At 71.0% G+C, this 15,235-nt stretch carries 18 protein-coding genes; 10 read left to right on the top strand and 8 right to left on the bottom strand.

Going from position 1 to position 15,235, the window contains the following annotated elements:
- Window positions 1–30: 30 nt before the first annotated feature.
- Entirely contained in the window at window positions 31–981 is a 951-nt protein-coding gene (locus J2W45_RS06920; RefSeq protein ID WP_310130137.1) for an NADP-dependent oxidoreductase, read from the top strand.
- A 93-nt stretch (window positions 982–1,074) separates the two neighbouring features.
- Here J2W45_RS06920 and J2W45_RS06925 read toward each other — a convergent pair whose 3' ends face one another.
- Window positions 1,075–1,398 carry a DUF7882 family protein gene (locus J2W45_RS06925; protein ID WP_310130139.1) on the bottom strand — a complete coding sequence of 108 codons (324 nt, stop codon included), beginning with the start codon at window positions 1,396–1,398 and terminating at the stop codon, window positions 1,075–1,077.
- A 1-nt stretch (window position 1,399) separates the two neighbouring features.
- A complete protein-coding gene (locus J2W45_RS06930) occupies window positions 1,400–1,777 on the bottom strand; it encodes a DUF7882 family protein (protein WP_310130142.1) in 378 nt (125 codons plus the stop codon).
- 85 nt (window positions 1,778–1,862) lie between these two features.
- Between J2W45_RS06930 and J2W45_RS06935 the strand changes: the two genes are divergently transcribed.
- The 6 genes from J2W45_RS06935 to J2W45_RS06960 all read left to right on the top strand — a co-directional run bounded on the left by J2W45_RS06935 (window position 1,863) and on the right by J2W45_RS06960 (window position 7,339).
- Window positions 1,863–2,108 (top strand): hypothetical protein, encoded by a 246-nt coding sequence (locus J2W45_RS06935; RefSeq protein WP_310130144.1) that lies wholly within the window; start codon window positions 1,863–1,865, stop codon window positions 2,106–2,108.
- Between the two features lie 36 nt (window positions 2,109–2,144).
- Window positions 2,145–3,545, top strand: a complete 1,401-nt coding sequence (locus J2W45_RS06940; protein WP_310130147.1) for an MFS transporter — start codon at window positions 2,145–2,147, stop codon at window positions 3,543–3,545.
- 403 nt (window positions 3,546–3,948) lie between these two features.
- Entirely contained in the window at window positions 3,949–4,638 is a 690-nt protein-coding gene (locus J2W45_RS06945) for a response regulator transcription factor (RefSeq protein WP_310130149.1), read from the top strand.
- Complete coding sequence (locus J2W45_RS06950; protein ID WP_310130152.1) at window positions 4,631–6,034, top strand: HAMP domain-containing sensor histidine kinase; 1,404 nt, start codon at window positions 4,631–4,633, stop codon at window positions 6,032–6,034. The genes J2W45_RS06945 and J2W45_RS06950 overlap by 8 nt, the downstream gene beginning before the upstream one ends.
- A 23-nt stretch (window positions 6,035–6,057) precedes the next feature.
- The gene (locus J2W45_RS06955; RefSeq protein ID WP_310130153.1) at window positions 6,058–6,642 is read left to right on the top strand and encodes a DUF5666 domain-containing protein; all 585 of its coding nucleotides are present in this window, start codon (window positions 6,058–6,060) and stop codon (window positions 6,640–6,642) included.
- A gap of 40 nt (window positions 6,643–6,682) precedes the next feature.
- Window positions 6,683–7,339 carry an alpha/beta hydrolase family protein gene (locus J2W45_RS06960; protein ID WP_310130156.1) on the top strand — a complete coding sequence of 219 codons (657 nt, stop codon included), beginning with the start codon at window positions 6,683–6,685 and terminating at the stop codon, window positions 7,337–7,339.
- Here the strand turns inward: J2W45_RS06960 and J2W45_RS06965 are convergent.
- Complete coding sequence (locus tag J2W45_RS06965; protein WP_310130157.1) at window positions 7,323–7,784, bottom strand: phage tail protein; 462 nt, start codon at window positions 7,782–7,784, stop codon at window positions 7,323–7,325. The two genes, J2W45_RS06960 and J2W45_RS06965, sit on opposite strands and share 17 nt — an antisense overlap.
- A 118-nt stretch (window positions 7,785–7,902) precedes the next feature.
- On the opposite strand from J2W45_RS06965, the gene J2W45_RS06970 reads away from it, so the two are divergent.
- Together J2W45_RS06970 and J2W45_RS06975 are read left to right on the top strand one after the other, a co-directional pair.
- Window positions 7,903–8,442, top strand: coding sequence for a sugar O-acetyltransferase (locus tag J2W45_RS06970; RefSeq protein ID WP_310130160.1), 540 nt, complete (start codon window positions 7,903–7,905; stop codon window positions 8,440–8,442).
- Between the two features lie 150 nt (window positions 8,443–8,592).
- Window positions 8,593–9,435: a hypothetical protein gene (locus tag J2W45_RS06975; RefSeq protein WP_310130162.1), complete on the top strand. Its 843-nt coding sequence runs from the start codon at window positions 8,593–8,595 to the stop codon at window positions 9,433–9,435.
- 13 nt (window positions 9,436–9,448) lie between these two features.
- Here the strand turns inward: J2W45_RS06975 and J2W45_RS06980 are convergent, their stop codons facing one another.
- From J2W45_RS06980 to J2W45_RS06990, 3 genes are all read right to left on the bottom strand, one after another.
- Window positions 9,449–10,279: a CHAP domain-containing protein gene (locus J2W45_RS06980; RefSeq protein WP_310130165.1), complete on the bottom strand. Its 831-nt coding sequence runs from the start codon at window positions 10,277–10,279 to the stop codon at window positions 9,449–9,451.
- A 260-nt stretch (window positions 10,280–10,539) separates the two neighbouring features.
- Complete coding sequence (locus J2W45_RS06985) at window positions 10,540–12,621, bottom strand: cell wall-binding repeat-containing protein (RefSeq protein ID WP_310130168.1); 2,082 nt, start codon at window positions 12,619–12,621, stop codon at window positions 10,540–10,542.
- A 168-nt stretch (window positions 12,622–12,789) separates the two neighbouring features.
- Window positions 12,790–13,401, bottom strand: coding sequence for an LON peptidase substrate-binding domain-containing protein (locus J2W45_RS06990; protein WP_310130172.1), 612 nt, complete (start codon window positions 13,399–13,401; stop codon window positions 12,790–12,792).
- 35 nt (window positions 13,402–13,436) lie between these two features.
- Between J2W45_RS06990 and J2W45_RS06995 the strand changes: the two genes are divergently transcribed.
- Window positions 13,437–13,934, top strand: coding sequence for a DUF427 domain-containing protein (locus tag J2W45_RS06995; RefSeq protein WP_310130175.1), 498 nt, complete (start codon window positions 13,437–13,439; stop codon window positions 13,932–13,934).
- A 39-nt stretch (window positions 13,935–13,973) separates the two neighbouring features.
- Here the strand turns inward: J2W45_RS06995 and J2W45_RS07000 are convergent, their stop codons facing one another.
- Window positions 13,974–14,240 (bottom strand): hypothetical protein, encoded by a 267-nt coding sequence (locus J2W45_RS07000; RefSeq protein WP_310130178.1) that lies wholly within the window; start codon window positions 14,238–14,240, stop codon window positions 13,974–13,976.
- Between the two features lie 145 nt (window positions 14,241–14,385).
- On the bottom strand, window positions 14,386–15,231 hold the full coding sequence (locus tag J2W45_RS07005; protein ID WP_310130181.1) for an HNH endonuclease: 846 nt from the start codon (window positions 15,229–15,231) through the stop codon (window positions 14,386–14,388).
- Window positions 15,232–15,235 lie beyond the last annotated feature (4 nt).

Genomic DNA, 15,235 nt, shown 5'->3' on the forward strand with positions numbered 1-15,235 from the left:
CACACAGCCACCGGGAGTTGACTGCGGTCCATGGCAAGCGAGCGGACAGCGCGACAGTGGACAGCAACGCAGTGGGGCGGACCGGAGACCTGGGAGTTCGCGGAGGTGCCGGTGCCCGATCCTGGGCCCGGCGAGGTGACCATCCGGGTGACGGCCGCGGGCGTCAATCCCGCTGACTACAAGCACGTGTCCCAGCCGCGGCCGGGACTCGACCTGCCGGTGCCGATCGGCTACGAGGTCGCCGGCGTGGTGTCGGCCCTCGGTCCGGACACCGAGCTCGCCTCCGGCGGCGGCTCGGTCGGCGACCCGGTGGTGGCGTTCCGCATCCAGGGCGGGTACGCCACCGAGGTGACCGTCCCCGCGAAGGACGTCTTCGCCAAGCCGCCGCGCCTGGCCGACGAGGAGGCCGCGAACCTCCTCCTCGTGGGCACCACCGCCTCCCAGATGCTGCACGTGACGGATGTGCGTGCGGGCGAGACCATCCTCGTGCACGGCGCGTCCGGCGCGGTCGGGGTGAGCATCCTGCAGCAGGCCGCCGAGATCGGCGCACGGGTGATCGGCACCGCGAGCGAGGCCAGCTTCGCGCGGGTGCGCCGCTTCGGCGGGCTCCCGGTCGCCTACGGCGCGGGCCTCGCCGAGCGGGTGACCGAGGCCGCGCAAGGTCCGATCGCCGCGGCGCTCGACACCGTCGGAACCGAGGAGGCGATCGACGTGTCCCTCGAGCTCGTCCCCGACCGCATCCGCATCGTGACGATCGTCGCCGCGCAGCGGGCCGAGAAGGAGGGCTTCCACGCCGTGTTCGGCGCGCAGCCCGAGAGCCAGGCCTACCGCGACTCCGTCCGCGCCCACCTGCTGGAGCTCGCGGGCAGCGGCCGCCTGCAGGTCCCGGTCGCGCGCACCTACCCCCTCGCCGAGGCCCCCGACGCGCTGGCGTTCCTGAAGCAGGGCCACCCCGGCGGCAAGCTCGCGCTGCTCCCCTAGCGCGGGCGCCCGCGTCCCCTCGCGGTCGAAGATTTGTGCCAAATCGCGGTTATGGCAGCGCCAAAACCACTATTTGGCACAAATCTTCGCGGGTCAGTCGCGCCCGGCCAGCCCCTCGGCCTCGCGCTCCGAGATCAGCTCCATGCCTCCGGTGCGCTGGCTCGTGTGCAGCAGCGCCTCCATCCACCGCTCGTTGAGCTTCGGCGGGTGCGTCTCCGTGAAAACGAAGGCCAGCGGGATCTCGCGGCTGATCCAGAGGCTCATGCGCCCGCCGCCCAGTTCGGCCGCGATCTGCCAGTTCAGCAGGAAGCTCTCGTGGCGCCGAAGCTTGGTGACGAGGGCGATCTTCACATGCGCCAGGGTGCGGTCGTCGAACTCGTACTCCTGCGCCTGCGTGCCGTAGATCAGTCTGCCCACGTCACCCGACCTCGTGCCGCCTGCCCTGCTTCGCCTTGCTCTCGCGGTAGCTGCCGGCCGGCACCTCCTCGCGGATCTCGGCGCGGAGGGCGTCCTCCAGCACCAGCCCGACGTTGCTGTTGGCGCGCTCGCTCAGGATGGTGAGCCAGTCGCGGTTGAGCTCGGGCAGCTCCGTCCCGGCGAACACGAACTGGACCGAGATCGACGGGTCGAGCCAGATCGACCGGAGCACGCCCTGCGGGCTGGCAGTGCGGTCGGTCCAGATCAGCAGGAAACCCTCGCGGCGGCGCAGCTTCGACTGGATCACCGCCTGCAGGTGCGCGAGCACGCGATCGTCGAACGTGAAACCGTCCGCACCGTCGTAGATCAAGGTTCCCACGGGGGTCCTTCCTGTCGAGATCACTTTCTCGAAACAGCCGCGCGCCGTCAAGGCATTACTGCGCGCGCCGCCGTACAGTCCGGTCATGGACGCTCTCACGCGAACCATCAAAGCGGCCCTCCTCTACGAGGACGGCCGGACCCTCGACAGCGTCGTGGTCGTTCCCCTGATCGGCGGATGCCCGCCCGGGGAGATCCGCGTCGCCACCACGTTCGCCGGCGCCCTCGCCTACGACGTGTACGAGCTGGCGGACGAGGAGCAGTTCTCCTCCATGCCGGCCTACCCCTACCGCTCCACCGTTCCCGTCACGACGAAGGACCTCGAGGACTGACCGGGGCGCCACCCGCCCGCGAGTAGCGTTGACGGAGTGACACCCTCCGACGACCGCGCCCGCCCGCGCACCGGCTGGGCGGTGACCGCGCTCAGCCTCGGCACGCTCCTGAACCCGCTCAACTCCTCCATGATCGCCGTGGCGCTGGTGCCGCTGCAGCACGACTTCGGTGTGGATGTGACAGCGGTCACCTGGGTGATCACCTCGTTCTATCTCGCCTCAGCGGCAGGGCAGCCGCTGATGGGTCGCCTCGCGGACCGGTTCGGTCCGCGCCGCCTGTTCCTGTTCGGGATGGTCGTGGTCGCGCTCGCGTGCGCCGTCACGCCGTTCTCGGGGTCGTTCGCCGCGGTGTGCGCGGGCCGTGTCGCGCTGGCCATCGGCACGGCGACGGCGTTCCCGTCGGCGATCGCGATGCTGCGTCCCCTCGCCGCGCAGTCCGGTGTCGGGACGCCGCGCCTGCTCGGGCGCATCCAGATCGCCAACACGTCGGGTGCCGCGATCGGGCCGGTGCTGGGCGGAGCGCTGGTCACCTTCCTCGGCTGGCAGGCGATCTTCTGGGTGAACGTGCCGCTGGCCGCGCTCACCTTCGTCGGCGTACAGCTGTTCGCCCCGCGTGACGCCGAGCGCGCGCGGACGCCGCTCAGCCGGACGCTCGCCGAGTCGGACATCCCGGGCATCCTGCTGTTCGTCGCCACGCTGACGTCGCTGCTGGTGTTCCTGCTCGACCTGCACCCGCAGCCGCTGTGGTGGCTGCTCCCGGTGTGCGTCGTCGCGGCCGGGCTGTTCGTCTGGCGGGAACTCCGCAGCACGCATCCGTTCCTCGACCTGCGACTGCTGGCGGCGAACCGGCGGCTGCTCATGGTCTACCTGTGCTTCGCCATCTTCAACGTGGTCTACTACTCGGCGTTCTTCGGCCTCCCCCAGTACCTGCAGACGCACGACGGTTACTCGGCGGGGGCCGCCGGTCTGCTGATGTTCCCGCTGGCGGCGGTCACCATCGTCGTGACGCCGCTGGCGGCGCGGGCGATCGAGTCGATCGGGCTGCGGCCGACCCTGCTCTCGGGCGCGGTCGCGCTCGTGGCCGGCGCGGCCCTGCTCGCGGTCGCCGCGATCACGCCGGCGCCGTGGGCGGTGCTGCTGCTGACCGCAGCGCTCGGCATCCCCTACTGCGTGGTCAGCATCGCGATGAACCAGGCGCTCTACTCGTCGGCGCGACCGGAGGACAGCGGCGTCGCGGCGGGCATCTTCCAGACGTCGAGGTACGTGGGCGCCATCGTGGCGACGACGGTCCTCGGCCTGCTGTTCAGCGGCGGGACGACGGCGTCCAGCTGGCTCACGGCGGTCACCGTGGCGACGGCGCTGGCCGTGGTGCATCTCGCGCTGCTGGTGTTCGTCCGGCCGCGCAGTCCGCGCGCGGAGCAGCCCGCGGCGGCGTGAGTTCAGGCGACGAGCGCCGTCCCGCCCGGCGGCACGGTGCCGCGCCGTCGCGCTGCGCTCGACGTCGATGCCTCGCGGCACAGTGGATTCGTGCAGCCCACCGGGAGCGCCACCACCGTCCACGACCCGCTCGACGTCCGCGCCAGTCTTCGCTCGGCGGAGAGCGGCCACCCGCACTCCGCGCACACCTGTGCGTCCGCGACCATACCGATCAACCCCATCCGTGACCCGTGGCGCCCGCTTCGCCACTTCCATGGTCCGCCCGGCGACCGCCGGAAGCAAGAGCGGGGTTCGTCCGGTGGACCGCCGCCCGCGGTTCGAATCGTGAGAAGGCCATGTAAAGAAACGGTAAGGACGCTGCCGGACGGCCGCGCCGGAGGCACGCGCCCGCCAAGATGGGAACGTGGGCGATGACAGGGGCCTCGTGCTGGTGGTCGAGGACGAGCCGGCGATCGCCGAGCTGGAGCGGATGTATCTGGCCGATGCCGGATTCGGCGTTCATGTCGAGCGCGATGGGTCCCGCGCACTCGAGTCGGTGTCCCGCCTGCGCCCCGCGGCCATCGTGCTCGACATCGGCGTCCCGGGAATGGACGGCGTCGAGGTCTGCCGACGGCTCCGGGCCCGGGGCGACTGGACGCCGGTGGTGTTCGTGACGGCGCGCGATGACGAGGTGGACCGCATCCTGGGCCTGGAGCTGGGCGCCGACGATTACGTGACCAAGCCGTTCTCGCCGCGCGAGCTGGTGGCGCGCATCCGCGGCCTGATCCGTCGTGCGGCCGGCTCCCCTGGCGCCGAGGCCCGCCGGATCGGTCCGGTGAGCCTGGACCCGGCACGCCGGCGCGTGGAGGCCGGGGGCGCGCGGGTGGAGCTGACCGCCACCGAGTTCGATCTGCTGGAGCACCTGATGTCGCAGCCCGGGAGGGTGTTCACCCGCGAGCAGCTGCTCTCCTCGGTCTGGGGCGTCGCCGACTACAGCAGCAGCCGCACCGTGGACGTGCATGTCGCGCAGCTGCGCACCAAGCTCGGCGACGCCTCCTGGATCATCCGCACGGCACGCGGCGTCGGCTACAGCGCCGCCGGGGCCGATGACTGACGCCGCTCGCACGCCGCCGCTCCCCTGCGCCCGGCGCTGGAGCGCCTCCCTCGCCGGCCGGATCATGGTCGGGACCGTCGCGGTCGGGGTGATCGCTGTGCTGGTGACCGCGTTGCTCGCCGTCCAGGTCGTGCAGTCGGTGGCCGAGAGCCAGGCGCGGCAGCAGCTCAAGGCGCAGGCGACGGCCCTCGTCGCCGTCCGGGCGTCCGGCGTGCGGCTCGGTGCAGCGCGGCTGGCGGTGCTCGGCGACCGGTTCGCCGTGGTGGATGCGGACGGCACCCTCTCGGGTCCGGCGCGGGCCGCGGTGCCCGCGAGTGCTGTGCGCGACCTGACACGCGGACGGTCGGTCTCCGGTTCGACGACGCTCGCCGGGCACGACGCCGTCTACGTCGGCATCCCGGCGGCGGACGGTGGAGGCGTCGTCGGCGTGCGGAAAGTGGCCGACATCGCCGCGGCCGATGCGGAGCTGACCCGCTGGCTGCTCCTCGCTCTCGCCGGCGGCCTCGTCGTGGCCGTCGTCAGCGGGGTGCTGCTCGCGCGCCGCCTCGGGCGCCCCCTCACCCGTATCGCGGGGAGCGCGCGAGCCCTCGCCGCAGGCGGCCGGGGCGTGCCGATCCGGGACGAGTCGATCGCCGAGATCGACGACATCGCGCACGCTCTACGCGGGCTGGATGGAGCGCTCACGGTGAGCGAGGAGCGGCAGCGCGAGTTCCTGCTGTCGGTGTCCCACGAGATCCGCACGCCGCTCACCGCGATCCGCGGGTACGCCGAGGCCCTGGGGGACGGCATGGTGGCCCCGGACGATCGGATGCGCGTCGGCCGCACGCTCGCCGAGGAGTCGGAGCGGCTCCGCCGGTTCCTCGACGACCTGCTGGAGCTGGCGCGCCTTGAAGCCGACGACTTCCGCCTCGACCCGCAGCCCGTCGACCCGGGTTCGACGGTGATCGCCGCCGTTGATGCCTGGCAGGGAGCGGCCGGACGCGTCGACGTGCCTCTCCGCGCAGAGCTCGCTCCGGGCATCCCGACCGTGGTGACCGACGGGATGCGCCTGCGGCAAGTGCTCGACGGACTGATCGAGAACGCACTGCGCGCCACCCCCTCCGGGTCCCCGATCGTGGTGGCGGCTTCGCCGGCGCCGGGCGGCGGCGTCCGGCTCTCGGTGCGTGACGGCGGGCCGGGGCTGACCGAGCAGGATGCGGAGGTCGCGTTCGAGCGCGGCGAACTGCGCGATCGGTACCGGGAGGTGCGCTCGGTCGGCACCGGGCTCGGACTGTCGATCGCCCGCCGCCTGGTCGGGCGGCTCGGCGGGACCATCGGGGTGGGCGCGGCGCCCGAGGGCGGCGCCTCCTTCGACGTCTCCTTACCTTCCTCGAACATTCCCCGAGCGGAGCGCTGACACGTCCCTGGGACGCTGGCGTCATGAGCGACAACGACATCCCCACCCCTCTCGCGTCCGACGAGACGCGCCCGTACGACACCGTGAGCGCCCCCGGCGCTGCCGTCCCCTCGGCGCCGCCTGCCCAACCCGCCGCACCCGAACCGTTCGTGCGGCGGCACGCTGTGGCCGTCGCGATCGTCGCCGCGGTGCTCGCGGTCATCGTCGTCGCCGGAGGCACGGCGTGGGGCGTCTCCGCGGCCGTCGCGAGCACGCAGACGGCGAGCGCGCCCATGAAGCCGACCGTCCACGCCGCCGGCACGAAAGCTTCCGCTCGCAAGGCTGCCGCTTCCAAGCACGCGAAGGCGCACGCCGTGCGGGGAACGATCACCGCGATCTCCGGGGACAGCTGGACTGTTCGCAGCGCATCCGGCAAGACGGCGACGGTCAAGCTCGACTCGGCGACCACCTTCGGCACGAAGAAGACCCCTGCCACTCGCGACTCCTTCGCCGTCGGCGACCGCATCGGGGTGCTCGGCACGCGGTCGGGCACGACGGTGACTGCGAAGAAGATCGTCCATCTCCACGCCACCTCGACGGGCACTCCGAGCCCTGCGCCGTCGGCCTGATCCGCCCATGGGCCGCCCGGTTCTCGGTAACGTCGTCGACATGCAGTGCGATGTCCCCACCTCGGTCGGCCCAGGGCGCCTGACGGTGTCCGCCGCCCCGGAGCCCACCGCCGTGCTCTGGCTGGGCCACGGCGCGGGCGGCGGCATCGACGCGCCCGACCTCGCCGTGCTGGCGTCGCGGCTGCCCGACCGCGGCATCACCGTGATCCGCTACGAGCAGCCGTGGCGGGTCGCGGGTAAGCGCGTCGCCGCGCGGCCGGCCACTCTCGACGTGGCGTGGCTCGAGACCGCGCCGGCCGTCCGGGAGCTTGCGCACGGGCTCCCGCTCGTCGTCGGGGGACGCAGCGCGGGTGCGCGCGTCGCCTGTCGCACCGCCGCATCCACCGGTGCCGCCGGCGTGGTCTGCCTCGCGTTCCCGCTGCACCCGCCGGGCCGACAGGACGCGTCACGGCTGGACGAGCTCCGCGAACCGGACGTGCCCGTCCTCGTGCTGCAGGGCGGCCGGGACCCGTTCGGCGGCGCCGAGCAGCTCGTGGCCGAACTCGGCACGCAGACGGGCGTCCGGGTGGTGGAGGTGCCCGGCGCCGATCACGGCATGAAGGTGGCGAAGGCCTCCGCGTTCGGGCCGGCGGACGTGCGCGAACTGCTCACCGCGTCGGTGGAGGGGTTCGTGCGCGAGGTCAGTAGTCGCCCTTGACGACGAAGTAGGACCCGCGGATGGTGCCGGCCAGCTTCGACCGCTGGCGCGCGAACTTGAACGCGGAGAGCTCGTCGGGCTCGTCCATCCCATCGGAGAGCTTGAACCCGACGGCGCGCTTGCCCGCATCCTCCAGCGTCCAGAGCAGGTTCACCGACAGGCCGGACTCGTAGAAGACGTAGGTCCAGTCGATCCCCTCGACTTGGAACCGTGTCGCCTCGAGCGCCGGCGACGCGATCACGATGCCGCGCTCCTCCTCGAGCACCCGGGCGACGCGCGCGACGGCGTCCGCCTCCTCCTCTGCCGTTCCGACGGTGAAGGCGTGGTCGTACTTGTTGCGGAAGTAGCGCGCCTCGTTCGCCCGCAGCCCCGCGAGCGCCTCGGCGACCGGGGACGACTCCAGCCCGACGGTGGACACGTTCTCGAAGTCGACGACGTACGGCATGTTGCCCTCCCGGATCTCGGCGGCGGCTCGCCGCCCGCACCAACCTAGCGCGACGAGTGGATGCGGTGCACGGGCGTGTCCGCTGCGCACGGCCCGGAAGGAGCGCGAGGATCGACGGGTGTCCGACCTGCTGATGCGCATCCAGAGTCCCGAGTTCCAGGCGATGTCCGAGCGCGTGCTCGAGGTGACCGCCCTCACGTCCCGCCTCAACGTGCTGCCCTTCGACGATGAGGCGGGCAAGGCGGAGCTGTTCGAGCGCATCCTCGGCCGTCCGCTGCCGCCGCGCGCCACGATCTACCCGCCGTTCTTCACCGACCACGGGCTCAACCTCGACCTCGCGGACCGCGTCTTCATCAACCAGAACTGCACGTTCCTCGACTATGCGGGCATCCGCCTGGCCGAGCGCGTCATGGTCGCGCCCCAGGCGACCTTCATCACGGTCGGACACCCCGTCGACACCGAGGACCGCCGCATCTGGCTGACCGGAGGCCCGATCGACGTGGAGGAGAACGTGTGGATCGGCGCGGGCGCCACGATCCTACCCGGTGTCACGATCGGCCGAGACTCCGTGATCGCGGCAGGCGCGGTCGTCGCGGAGGACGTGCCGCCGCGGAGTCTCGTAGCGGGCGGGAAGGCGACGGTGCGACGGTCCTGGTGACCGCGGGCTGCCGCGGCCCCGCGCGCCGTCTGGGCGCCCGCCGGGAAGGTGATCCGCCCTGTTCTGCGACACGGCCGGACGTGCTTGGATGAGCGGGTGGGGCGTCCGACGAACGTCTCACCCGGACCGGCACGTCGCAGGAGCGCGAGTATGGAGTTCGACAGACTGAGCGGGGCGGCGACCGACTCCGACCCCCAGATGCTCCTGCTCGAACTCATCGACAGCGTCGTCCGTTCGCTCCCGGCCGACGTCGCATCCCGCGCCCTGCTCGTCGAGCGCACCCGGTCGCTGAGCGACTGGATGGCACAGCGGCCCGGTCCGATCACCCGCCTGCGCCTGTCCGGTCCCACCGAGGCGCTGTCGCTGGAGTGGGAGCCGGGGCCGCGCTGGACCGCCACGGTGGAGCAGCTCCACGGGACGGTCTCGCTGTCGAGCCGCACCGTCCCCGTCAGTCAGTGGCTGACGGCGTTCGCCCAGCTCGTCACCGCCCTCGCGGTGAGCGCCGCGGAAGACGCGGCGGATTCGGAGCGCGCGCTGCAGGCGCTCGGGATCCTGGCGCCCGGATCGGAGGTCCGCGTCGACGACGCCAACCTCTCGCGCGACCTGCTGACCCTCGCCGCGCGCGTCCGGCGACGGGTCCCCGCGGAGGCGGCGGAGGCCGTGGAGCGGATCGGCGCCCTGCTGGCGGACACACTCCCGCGAGTGGCCGGGACCGGCGAGCCCGAGGTGATCGTGCGCGTGGCGGCGACCGTGTACCTCCCCGACACGTTGCGGGCCTACCTCGCGCTGCCCGCCGGGTGGGCGGCCGAGCACACGCTCGCCGGCGGCCTCACCCCGGCTCAGGCGCTGATCGCGCAGCTCGACGCCCTCGAGTCCGCGGCGCGGACGATGAGGGATGCGGCGGTCGAGCGGGACGCCTCGGCCCTGCTGGCCAACGGCCGGTTCCTGGCCGACCGGTTCGCCGGGTCCCGACGCGAGCTCGACCTGCCCTGACGGTCGGCTCCGCTCAGGGGTTGTCCGCGAACTGGTTCGTGAACGACGAATCCCGGCCGAGTGCGAAATCGACGAGCTTCCGGAACCGGTCCGGCTCGACGGCGGCGCTTCTCGCCTGCTCCACGGTGTCGGCCGTCTGGTAGTACAGCTCGTTCCAGTGCCGGGCCTGCGTCTCGCCGCCGTTGGCGTAGAGGATGTTGTTGGCCGTGCGATCCCAGAAGATGCAGATGAACTGGGGCAGCCCGGGCGGAGGTTCCTCGCAGAAGTAGAGCCGCCCGCGTCCCTCCCTCCGGATCGCGCTGGTGCGCGTGGCGGTGGCGCTCGCCGTCGCGGCGATCGCCCGCGCGACGGCGTCGTTGACGATGCGGTTGAGGTCGTCGAGTGAGGCCATGTCGAACTCATCTCCTTGCAGATAGGGCGGCCGGATGTAGCTGAGGATGTACCCGGCCGAGCGGGTGCGGTCGCGCATGTCGTCGCCGGGATTGGAGTTGGTGCCGCGCGAGGTCACGACGGAGCCGCCCGGCGACACGGCCACCACGATCTCGGTGTGGTCGGGGTCGCCGTCCCCGTCCCAGTCGAACGCCAGCACGTCGCCGGGCTGCACGCCCGCCGAGCCGTCGTGCCAGACGCCGCGGTCGCGTCCCCAGTTCTGGATCTGCGAGACGTAGGTGTAGTAGGGATTGCCGAACGAGTTCAGCCCGAACAGGTAGTAGCTGACGCAGGCCGCGCAGTCGTCGTAGTTGCTGTTGCCGCTCGGCCACCACGGGTTCGGCCAGGTGGCGCCGAACGACCGGCCCATCGCGGCGAGCACTTCCCCCGGCGACCGGTTGAGGAGTTCAGGCATCGCGCGGAACCTCCTCGCCGTAACTGGAGCTGATGGCGGGGGGCGCGGCCGGCTTGCCGGCGTTCAGGGGTGGCGGCAGGCCGAGGTCGTCCACTCGATCGTCCGGCGGGAGATCGTCGTCCGGGTTCCCTGTTTCGTCCGTCGTGCCGTCCCCCGTTCCTGGTGCATCGTGGGCGCAGGGTCATGGTACGACCGGGGTGACGGGCGGCGCGAGACAGGATGCGAGGGCCCTCCGGAGGAGCGGCGTAGCAGCCCCGGCGTCAGCAGATCGACAGCGACTCGACCCACGGGCCGAGCGCGTTCGGGCCGCCGATCACGCCGACCTTCGCCGTGCCGGCCGCCGCGAGCGCGTCCTCCGTCATCCGCGGGATGCACCCCGGAGGGGCCAGGTAGAGCGGGGAGCCGGTGCTCGCCGCGAGCGCCGCACCGGAGAGCGCGTCCGCGAACGCGGAGCCGGTGGCGAGGTAGGCGGAGGCGGGGTGGGCGTTCGCGTCCTGGCCGACGAGGAACGACGTCCCGTAGCGGTCGCCGCCGCCGAGGCGGGTCACCGAGCCGAGCGTCGCCAGCTGCTGGGCGATGCCGTCCGACAGCACGTCCGAGCCGCCGACGACGGTGAAGGATGTGGTCCCCAGCGTGCGCAGCAGTTCGAGCGTCGCCGGATCGACGGTCGCGGCCGAGCCGTCCACGAGAATCACCGGCGCTCCGGCGCCGCCCGCGGCGGCCGAGGCGGACAGGGCGTCGGCGAACCCGCGTCCGGTGGCGATGTACGCCTTGGGCACCGGCGCTGTGAAGGCGGACTGCACCAGCGCGCGGTTCGTCGCATACCGGTCGGACCCGGCCGCGCGCGTGACGGGCGCGATCGCGCTGAGCTGGTCGACCACGGCCGGTGCGACCGCGTTGACGCCGCCGACGACGACGATCCGCTTCGGGGCAAGGGCCTTGATCTTGTCGACCGTCCCCGCTGCGAGGAAGCCCGGCGGGGTGAGGATGAGCGGGCCCTTCGCCTTGGCGGCGACGGCCGCGGCGCCCAGGGCATCCGGGAAGTCGGTCCCGGTGGAGACGTACACGACCGGGGCGGTCGCCGGGTAGGCGGCGGAGGCGGCAGCGAGGGAGGTCTGATACCGGTCGGAACCGTAGATGCGCGTCACCGTCGGCGCCCAGCCGACCGAGTCGAGGTCGACGATCCCGAACCCCTGCTCGTCCACGGTCGTGTCGGTGCGGCCGCCGCCCATGACGAACGCGGTGTGCCCGTCGGGGGTGATGGCGATCGGCCCGCCGCCGGCGCCGGGAACCTGCGCGGTGACGGTCCGGGACGCGTCGTCGATGACGGCCAGCTCGCGGTTGTTCTCGCTGACGAGGACGCGGGCGCCTCCGGGCACGAAGCCGATGGAGGTCGCGTCGGTGTGCAGGCTGATGCTCGTCACGGTGCTGTCGGAGACCTGGAGCCGGTCGACAGCTTGTGTCATGCCGACGTACACGGAGGAGCCGTCGGGCGAGATCCCGATCGGGTGGAACAGGTTCTGGGAGCCGGGCAACGAGATCACCGTGGAGGTCCCTGTCGCCAGATCGACCTTCTCGAGCGTGGCGGACGACCTGTCGACGCCGGGGCGGTTCAGGAGGAACAGCGACGCGCCATCCTGGGTGATCACCGCGGCGCGGGGCTGCGTCTGAAGCGGCGCCGTCGAGGTCAGCTGTCCGGACGCGATGTCGATCACGGCAAGCCGCCCCACCGCGCCCGCGGTGTCGAACTCCGGCACGTACACCTTCGACGAGTCGGGAGCGAAAGCGATGTCGGCGCCGATCACCGTGCCCGTGCCCAGGTCGATCGTCGTCGTCACCTTCTGCTGCACGAGGTCGACGCCGACGAGCGTCGAGATCTCCTGCGTCGTGTCAGGGATGGATGTGCTCGTCAGCGCCCAGGCGGTCCGGCCGTCGGGTGCGACCCGGACGGTCAGCGCCTCGCCCCGGACAGGCAGGACCTTGACGACGGAATTGGAGGCAGTCGACACGAGCACGACAGCGCCGGCGGTCCCGAGGCCGGTGTTCCACCGTGTCTGCAGGTCGGCGACGACCAGCATCCGTCCATCCGGGGTGACATCGACGTCGTACGGGTAGACGTCGATCGGCACGGAGGCCAGGGCGCGGTGGCCGACCATGTCCACATGCGAGAGGATGCTCGCCGCTGAGGTGGCATACAGCTGCGACCCGTCCGGCAGCATGGCGAGCTGGCTGCCTCCGCCACCCGGCACGACGAGCTGCCCGGCCGACGGCGTCGACACCGTCGTGGGCGTCGCAACGGCGGTCGTCCCCGTCCACGTGAGCCCGGCCACGAGCAGCGTCACGGCCGCAACGGACGATCGGCGAAGGAGGGACGGGAAGCGCCGGCGCGAGCCGGCCGGGTTGGAGCGCATCAAATCAGCTAAGCATCCCGGGCGGACGATCTGTATTCCCTCGTTCGAGGGGCAGGGCTGGGAATGGAGGAATGGAGGACTGGAGGCGGTGAGCGGTGGTCAGATGCCTCCCCCGGCGGCCCAGAGCTCCTCGGCCTCCAGGGTCAGATCGATCACCTGACGCAGGAGACCCCCCATCGATGTCGACCTCAGCAGGGTGTACCTGTCGTACTCGCCCAGCGGGGCGATCGCCGCCAGCTGCCACACGGCTGCGACCGGATCCTCCGACAGCTCGATCGCTGCATCCGACTCCGGCTCGTCGACGCGGGCGATCACGCGGCGGACGACCGCTTCGGCCTCGGCCCGCAGGGGTTCGAGCGCGTCGGACCACTCCAGATCGGGCAGCATCGAGAGCTCGGCCCGGGGATACGGGTCGTCGTCGAGCCAGGCCTCGACCGTGAACCGCCGGGTCCCGACGCCCACGATGAACAGGTCGTCGGCGTCCGCGGTGGCGCTCACAAGATGCGCGATCGTCCCGACCGAGGCGCGCTGGTCGCCACCTCCGGCTTCGGACCCGCGCTCGATGAGGACGACGCCGAACTCGAACCCCGGTTCGACCTCGTCGAGCAATCGGCCGACCAACGTGAGATAGCGCGGCTCGAAGACACGCAGCGGGATCGCCACGAACGGGAACAGCACGGATCCGAGCGGGAACATCGGTGAGGCGGCCATACCCCAGTGAAGCACCGCGGACGTACAGTGAACAGGTGACCCGACCCCGCCCCGAGATCCCAGGACCGGGTCAGGAGTCCGTGTGGGACTACCCGAGGCCGCCGCGCATCGAGCGCGTGGCCGCGCCCGTCACGATCCGTCTGGGCAGCCAGCTCATCGTCGACACCCGAGACGTCGTCCGGGTGCTCGAGACCAGCCATCCGCCTGTCTACTACCTCCCGATCGCGGACTTCGCGCCCGGCGCGCTGGTCGACGCCGACGGCTCGTCGTTCTGCGAGTTCAAGGGAACCGCACGATACCTCGACGTGCGCGGCGGAGGCGAGGTGCGGTCCGCGAGCGGATGGAACTACCCGCATCCGTCGCCCGGGTACGAGCTGCTCCGGGACCGCGTCGCCGTCTACGCCCAGCAGATGGACGAGTGCACGGTCGACGGCGAGGTCGTCACGCCGCAGCCCGGAGGCTTCTACGGCGGCTGGGTCACGAGGGCTGTGGTCGGGCCGTTCAAGGGGGTGCCTGGGTCATACGGCTGGTGAGCGCCGGGGATACCTGTCGCCAGCTCTACAGCTGAGTGCTTATGGCCCCTCGTGGAAGGTCAAACTGCCGTCCTGGCCGACGAAGGCGAAGAACCATGTCCGATGGTCGTGGGCGCCGCGCTCGAACTTGCGACGCTTCGCACGCGTAGGGACGCCGTTCAGCACCCCGTCAGGCAGCGATACGCCCCGTCCTTCGGTTGCGGCCCGTCCCGATCCTGCGCACCACTCGACATGCCAACGTGTCGTCTCGTCGAGGAACTCGGACACGTCCTCACGCGTCAGCGCTCCGTCGGGCCAGTTATTCATGGCTTAGTCCCTTGCTGAAATGGCTGGACGTCGAACCGGAACTCCACCACGTTACGACACGGTTAGGCATTGCTGGACCGGGTCGAACCGAGCGCGAAGCATTACTTCCAGAGGACGCGAAGATGAAGGCGCGTGTCGGGCTTTGTCAAGCAATCGGGTCGCTTGCTGACGGCAGGTCATCATTGGCCAAGACAAGCGGCCCAAAACCACCCCCACAGAACCATTCGCTTTGACTCCACGCGCGAAGTGCAGCGACGTTCCACGGCTCGAAGCCTCCGGTTGCCCAAGAGCGTTCAAGGTCGAGAAGAGATTGCCTTACGGCGGGCGCGCCGCCAAGCACGAACCTTTTTGTCAGTTCGAGACGGAGACCACCGAGGAAGCGGGACGCCTGTTTCGAGTAGAGCCGCCCGAGTTCGTGACGGCTGAAGTGCGCGCCGACTCGCGCCGATAGGGTCGCGTTCCACCGAGGGGGCGACACGATCGTGTAAGTCAACGCTCCGCTCGTCTCATTTAGGACGGCGACCAGCCAATCGAACTCTCCGAGATCATCAAAATACGGGTGGAGCGGTTGTTCCTCCGCCACCGCGGCCACGAAGGCCTTCTTCTTCTTGTTGCACTTGCTGCATATCGGCACAAGGTTGAGCGGAGTGACAGCGAGATAGTGGAACGTCGACTTAGGCAGGTAATGATCGAGCTCGTCGACCTCGCGTCGGAGACAGTACGGACAGTCAAAATCTCCGACTAGTTCCTTCAGAATCTCGTAGTACATGCGAGCATTGCGGTCTTGGGGTACTAGCCGGTTCGTATATGCCCATTTGACGGCGAGATGCTCGGGAGCACCGATCGTACCGAGCGTCTTTGGAGTGCGGTACAACTCTCCGGCCTGTCCCAGTGTCGCGTAGGTCGCTTCCGCGTCCACCAAGGACTGTTTGCTCGCGACCGCGAGGATCACCTCCGGCGAGGACTCCATAACCGCGAGAACATCCCCCACGCCA

It is taken from the genome of Leifsonia shinshuensis (assembly GCF_031456835.1).
Taxonomy (GTDB): domain Bacteria; phylum Actinomycetota; class Actinomycetes; order Actinomycetales; family Microbacteriaceae; genus Leifsonia; species Leifsonia shinshuensis_C.

Coding starts and splice junctions, on each gene's coding strand:
- J2W45_RS06920 (WP_310130137.1), top strand. CDS start 31: ATGGCAAGCGAGCGGACAGCGCGACAGTGGACAGCAACGCAGTGGGGC.
- J2W45_RS06935 (WP_310130144.1), top strand. CDS start 1,863: ATGGACGCTCTCACGCGAACCATCAAAGCGGCCCTCCTCTACGAGGAC.
- J2W45_RS06950 (WP_310130152.1), top strand. CDS start 4,631: ATGACTGACGCCGCTCGCACGCCGCCGCTCCCCTGCGCCCGGCGCTGG.
- J2W45_RS06955 (WP_310130153.1), top strand. CDS start 6,058: ATGAGCGACAACGACATCCCCACCCCTCTCGCGTCCGACGAGACGCGC.
- J2W45_RS06960 (WP_310130156.1), top strand. CDS start 6,683: ATGCAGTGCGATGTCCCCACCTCGGTCGGCCCAGGGCGCCTGACGGTG.
- J2W45_RS06965 (WP_310130157.1), bottom strand. CDS start 7,784: ATGCCGTACGTCGTCGACTTCGAGAACGTGTCCACCGTCGGGCTGGAG.
- J2W45_RS06975 (WP_310130162.1), top strand. CDS start 8,593: ATGGAGTTCGACAGACTGAGCGGGGCGGCGACCGACTCCGACCCCCAG.
- J2W45_RS06980 (WP_310130165.1), bottom strand. CDS start 10,279: ATGCCTGAACTCCTCAACCGGTCGCCGGGGGAAGTGCTCGCCGCGATG.
- J2W45_RS06990 (WP_310130172.1), bottom strand. CDS start 13,401: ATGGCCGCCTCACCGATGTTCCCGCTCGGATCCGTGCTGTTCCCGTTC.
- J2W45_RS07000 (WP_310130178.1), bottom strand. CDS start 14,240: ATGAATAACTGGCCCGACGGAGCGCTGACGCGTGAGGACGTGTCCGAG.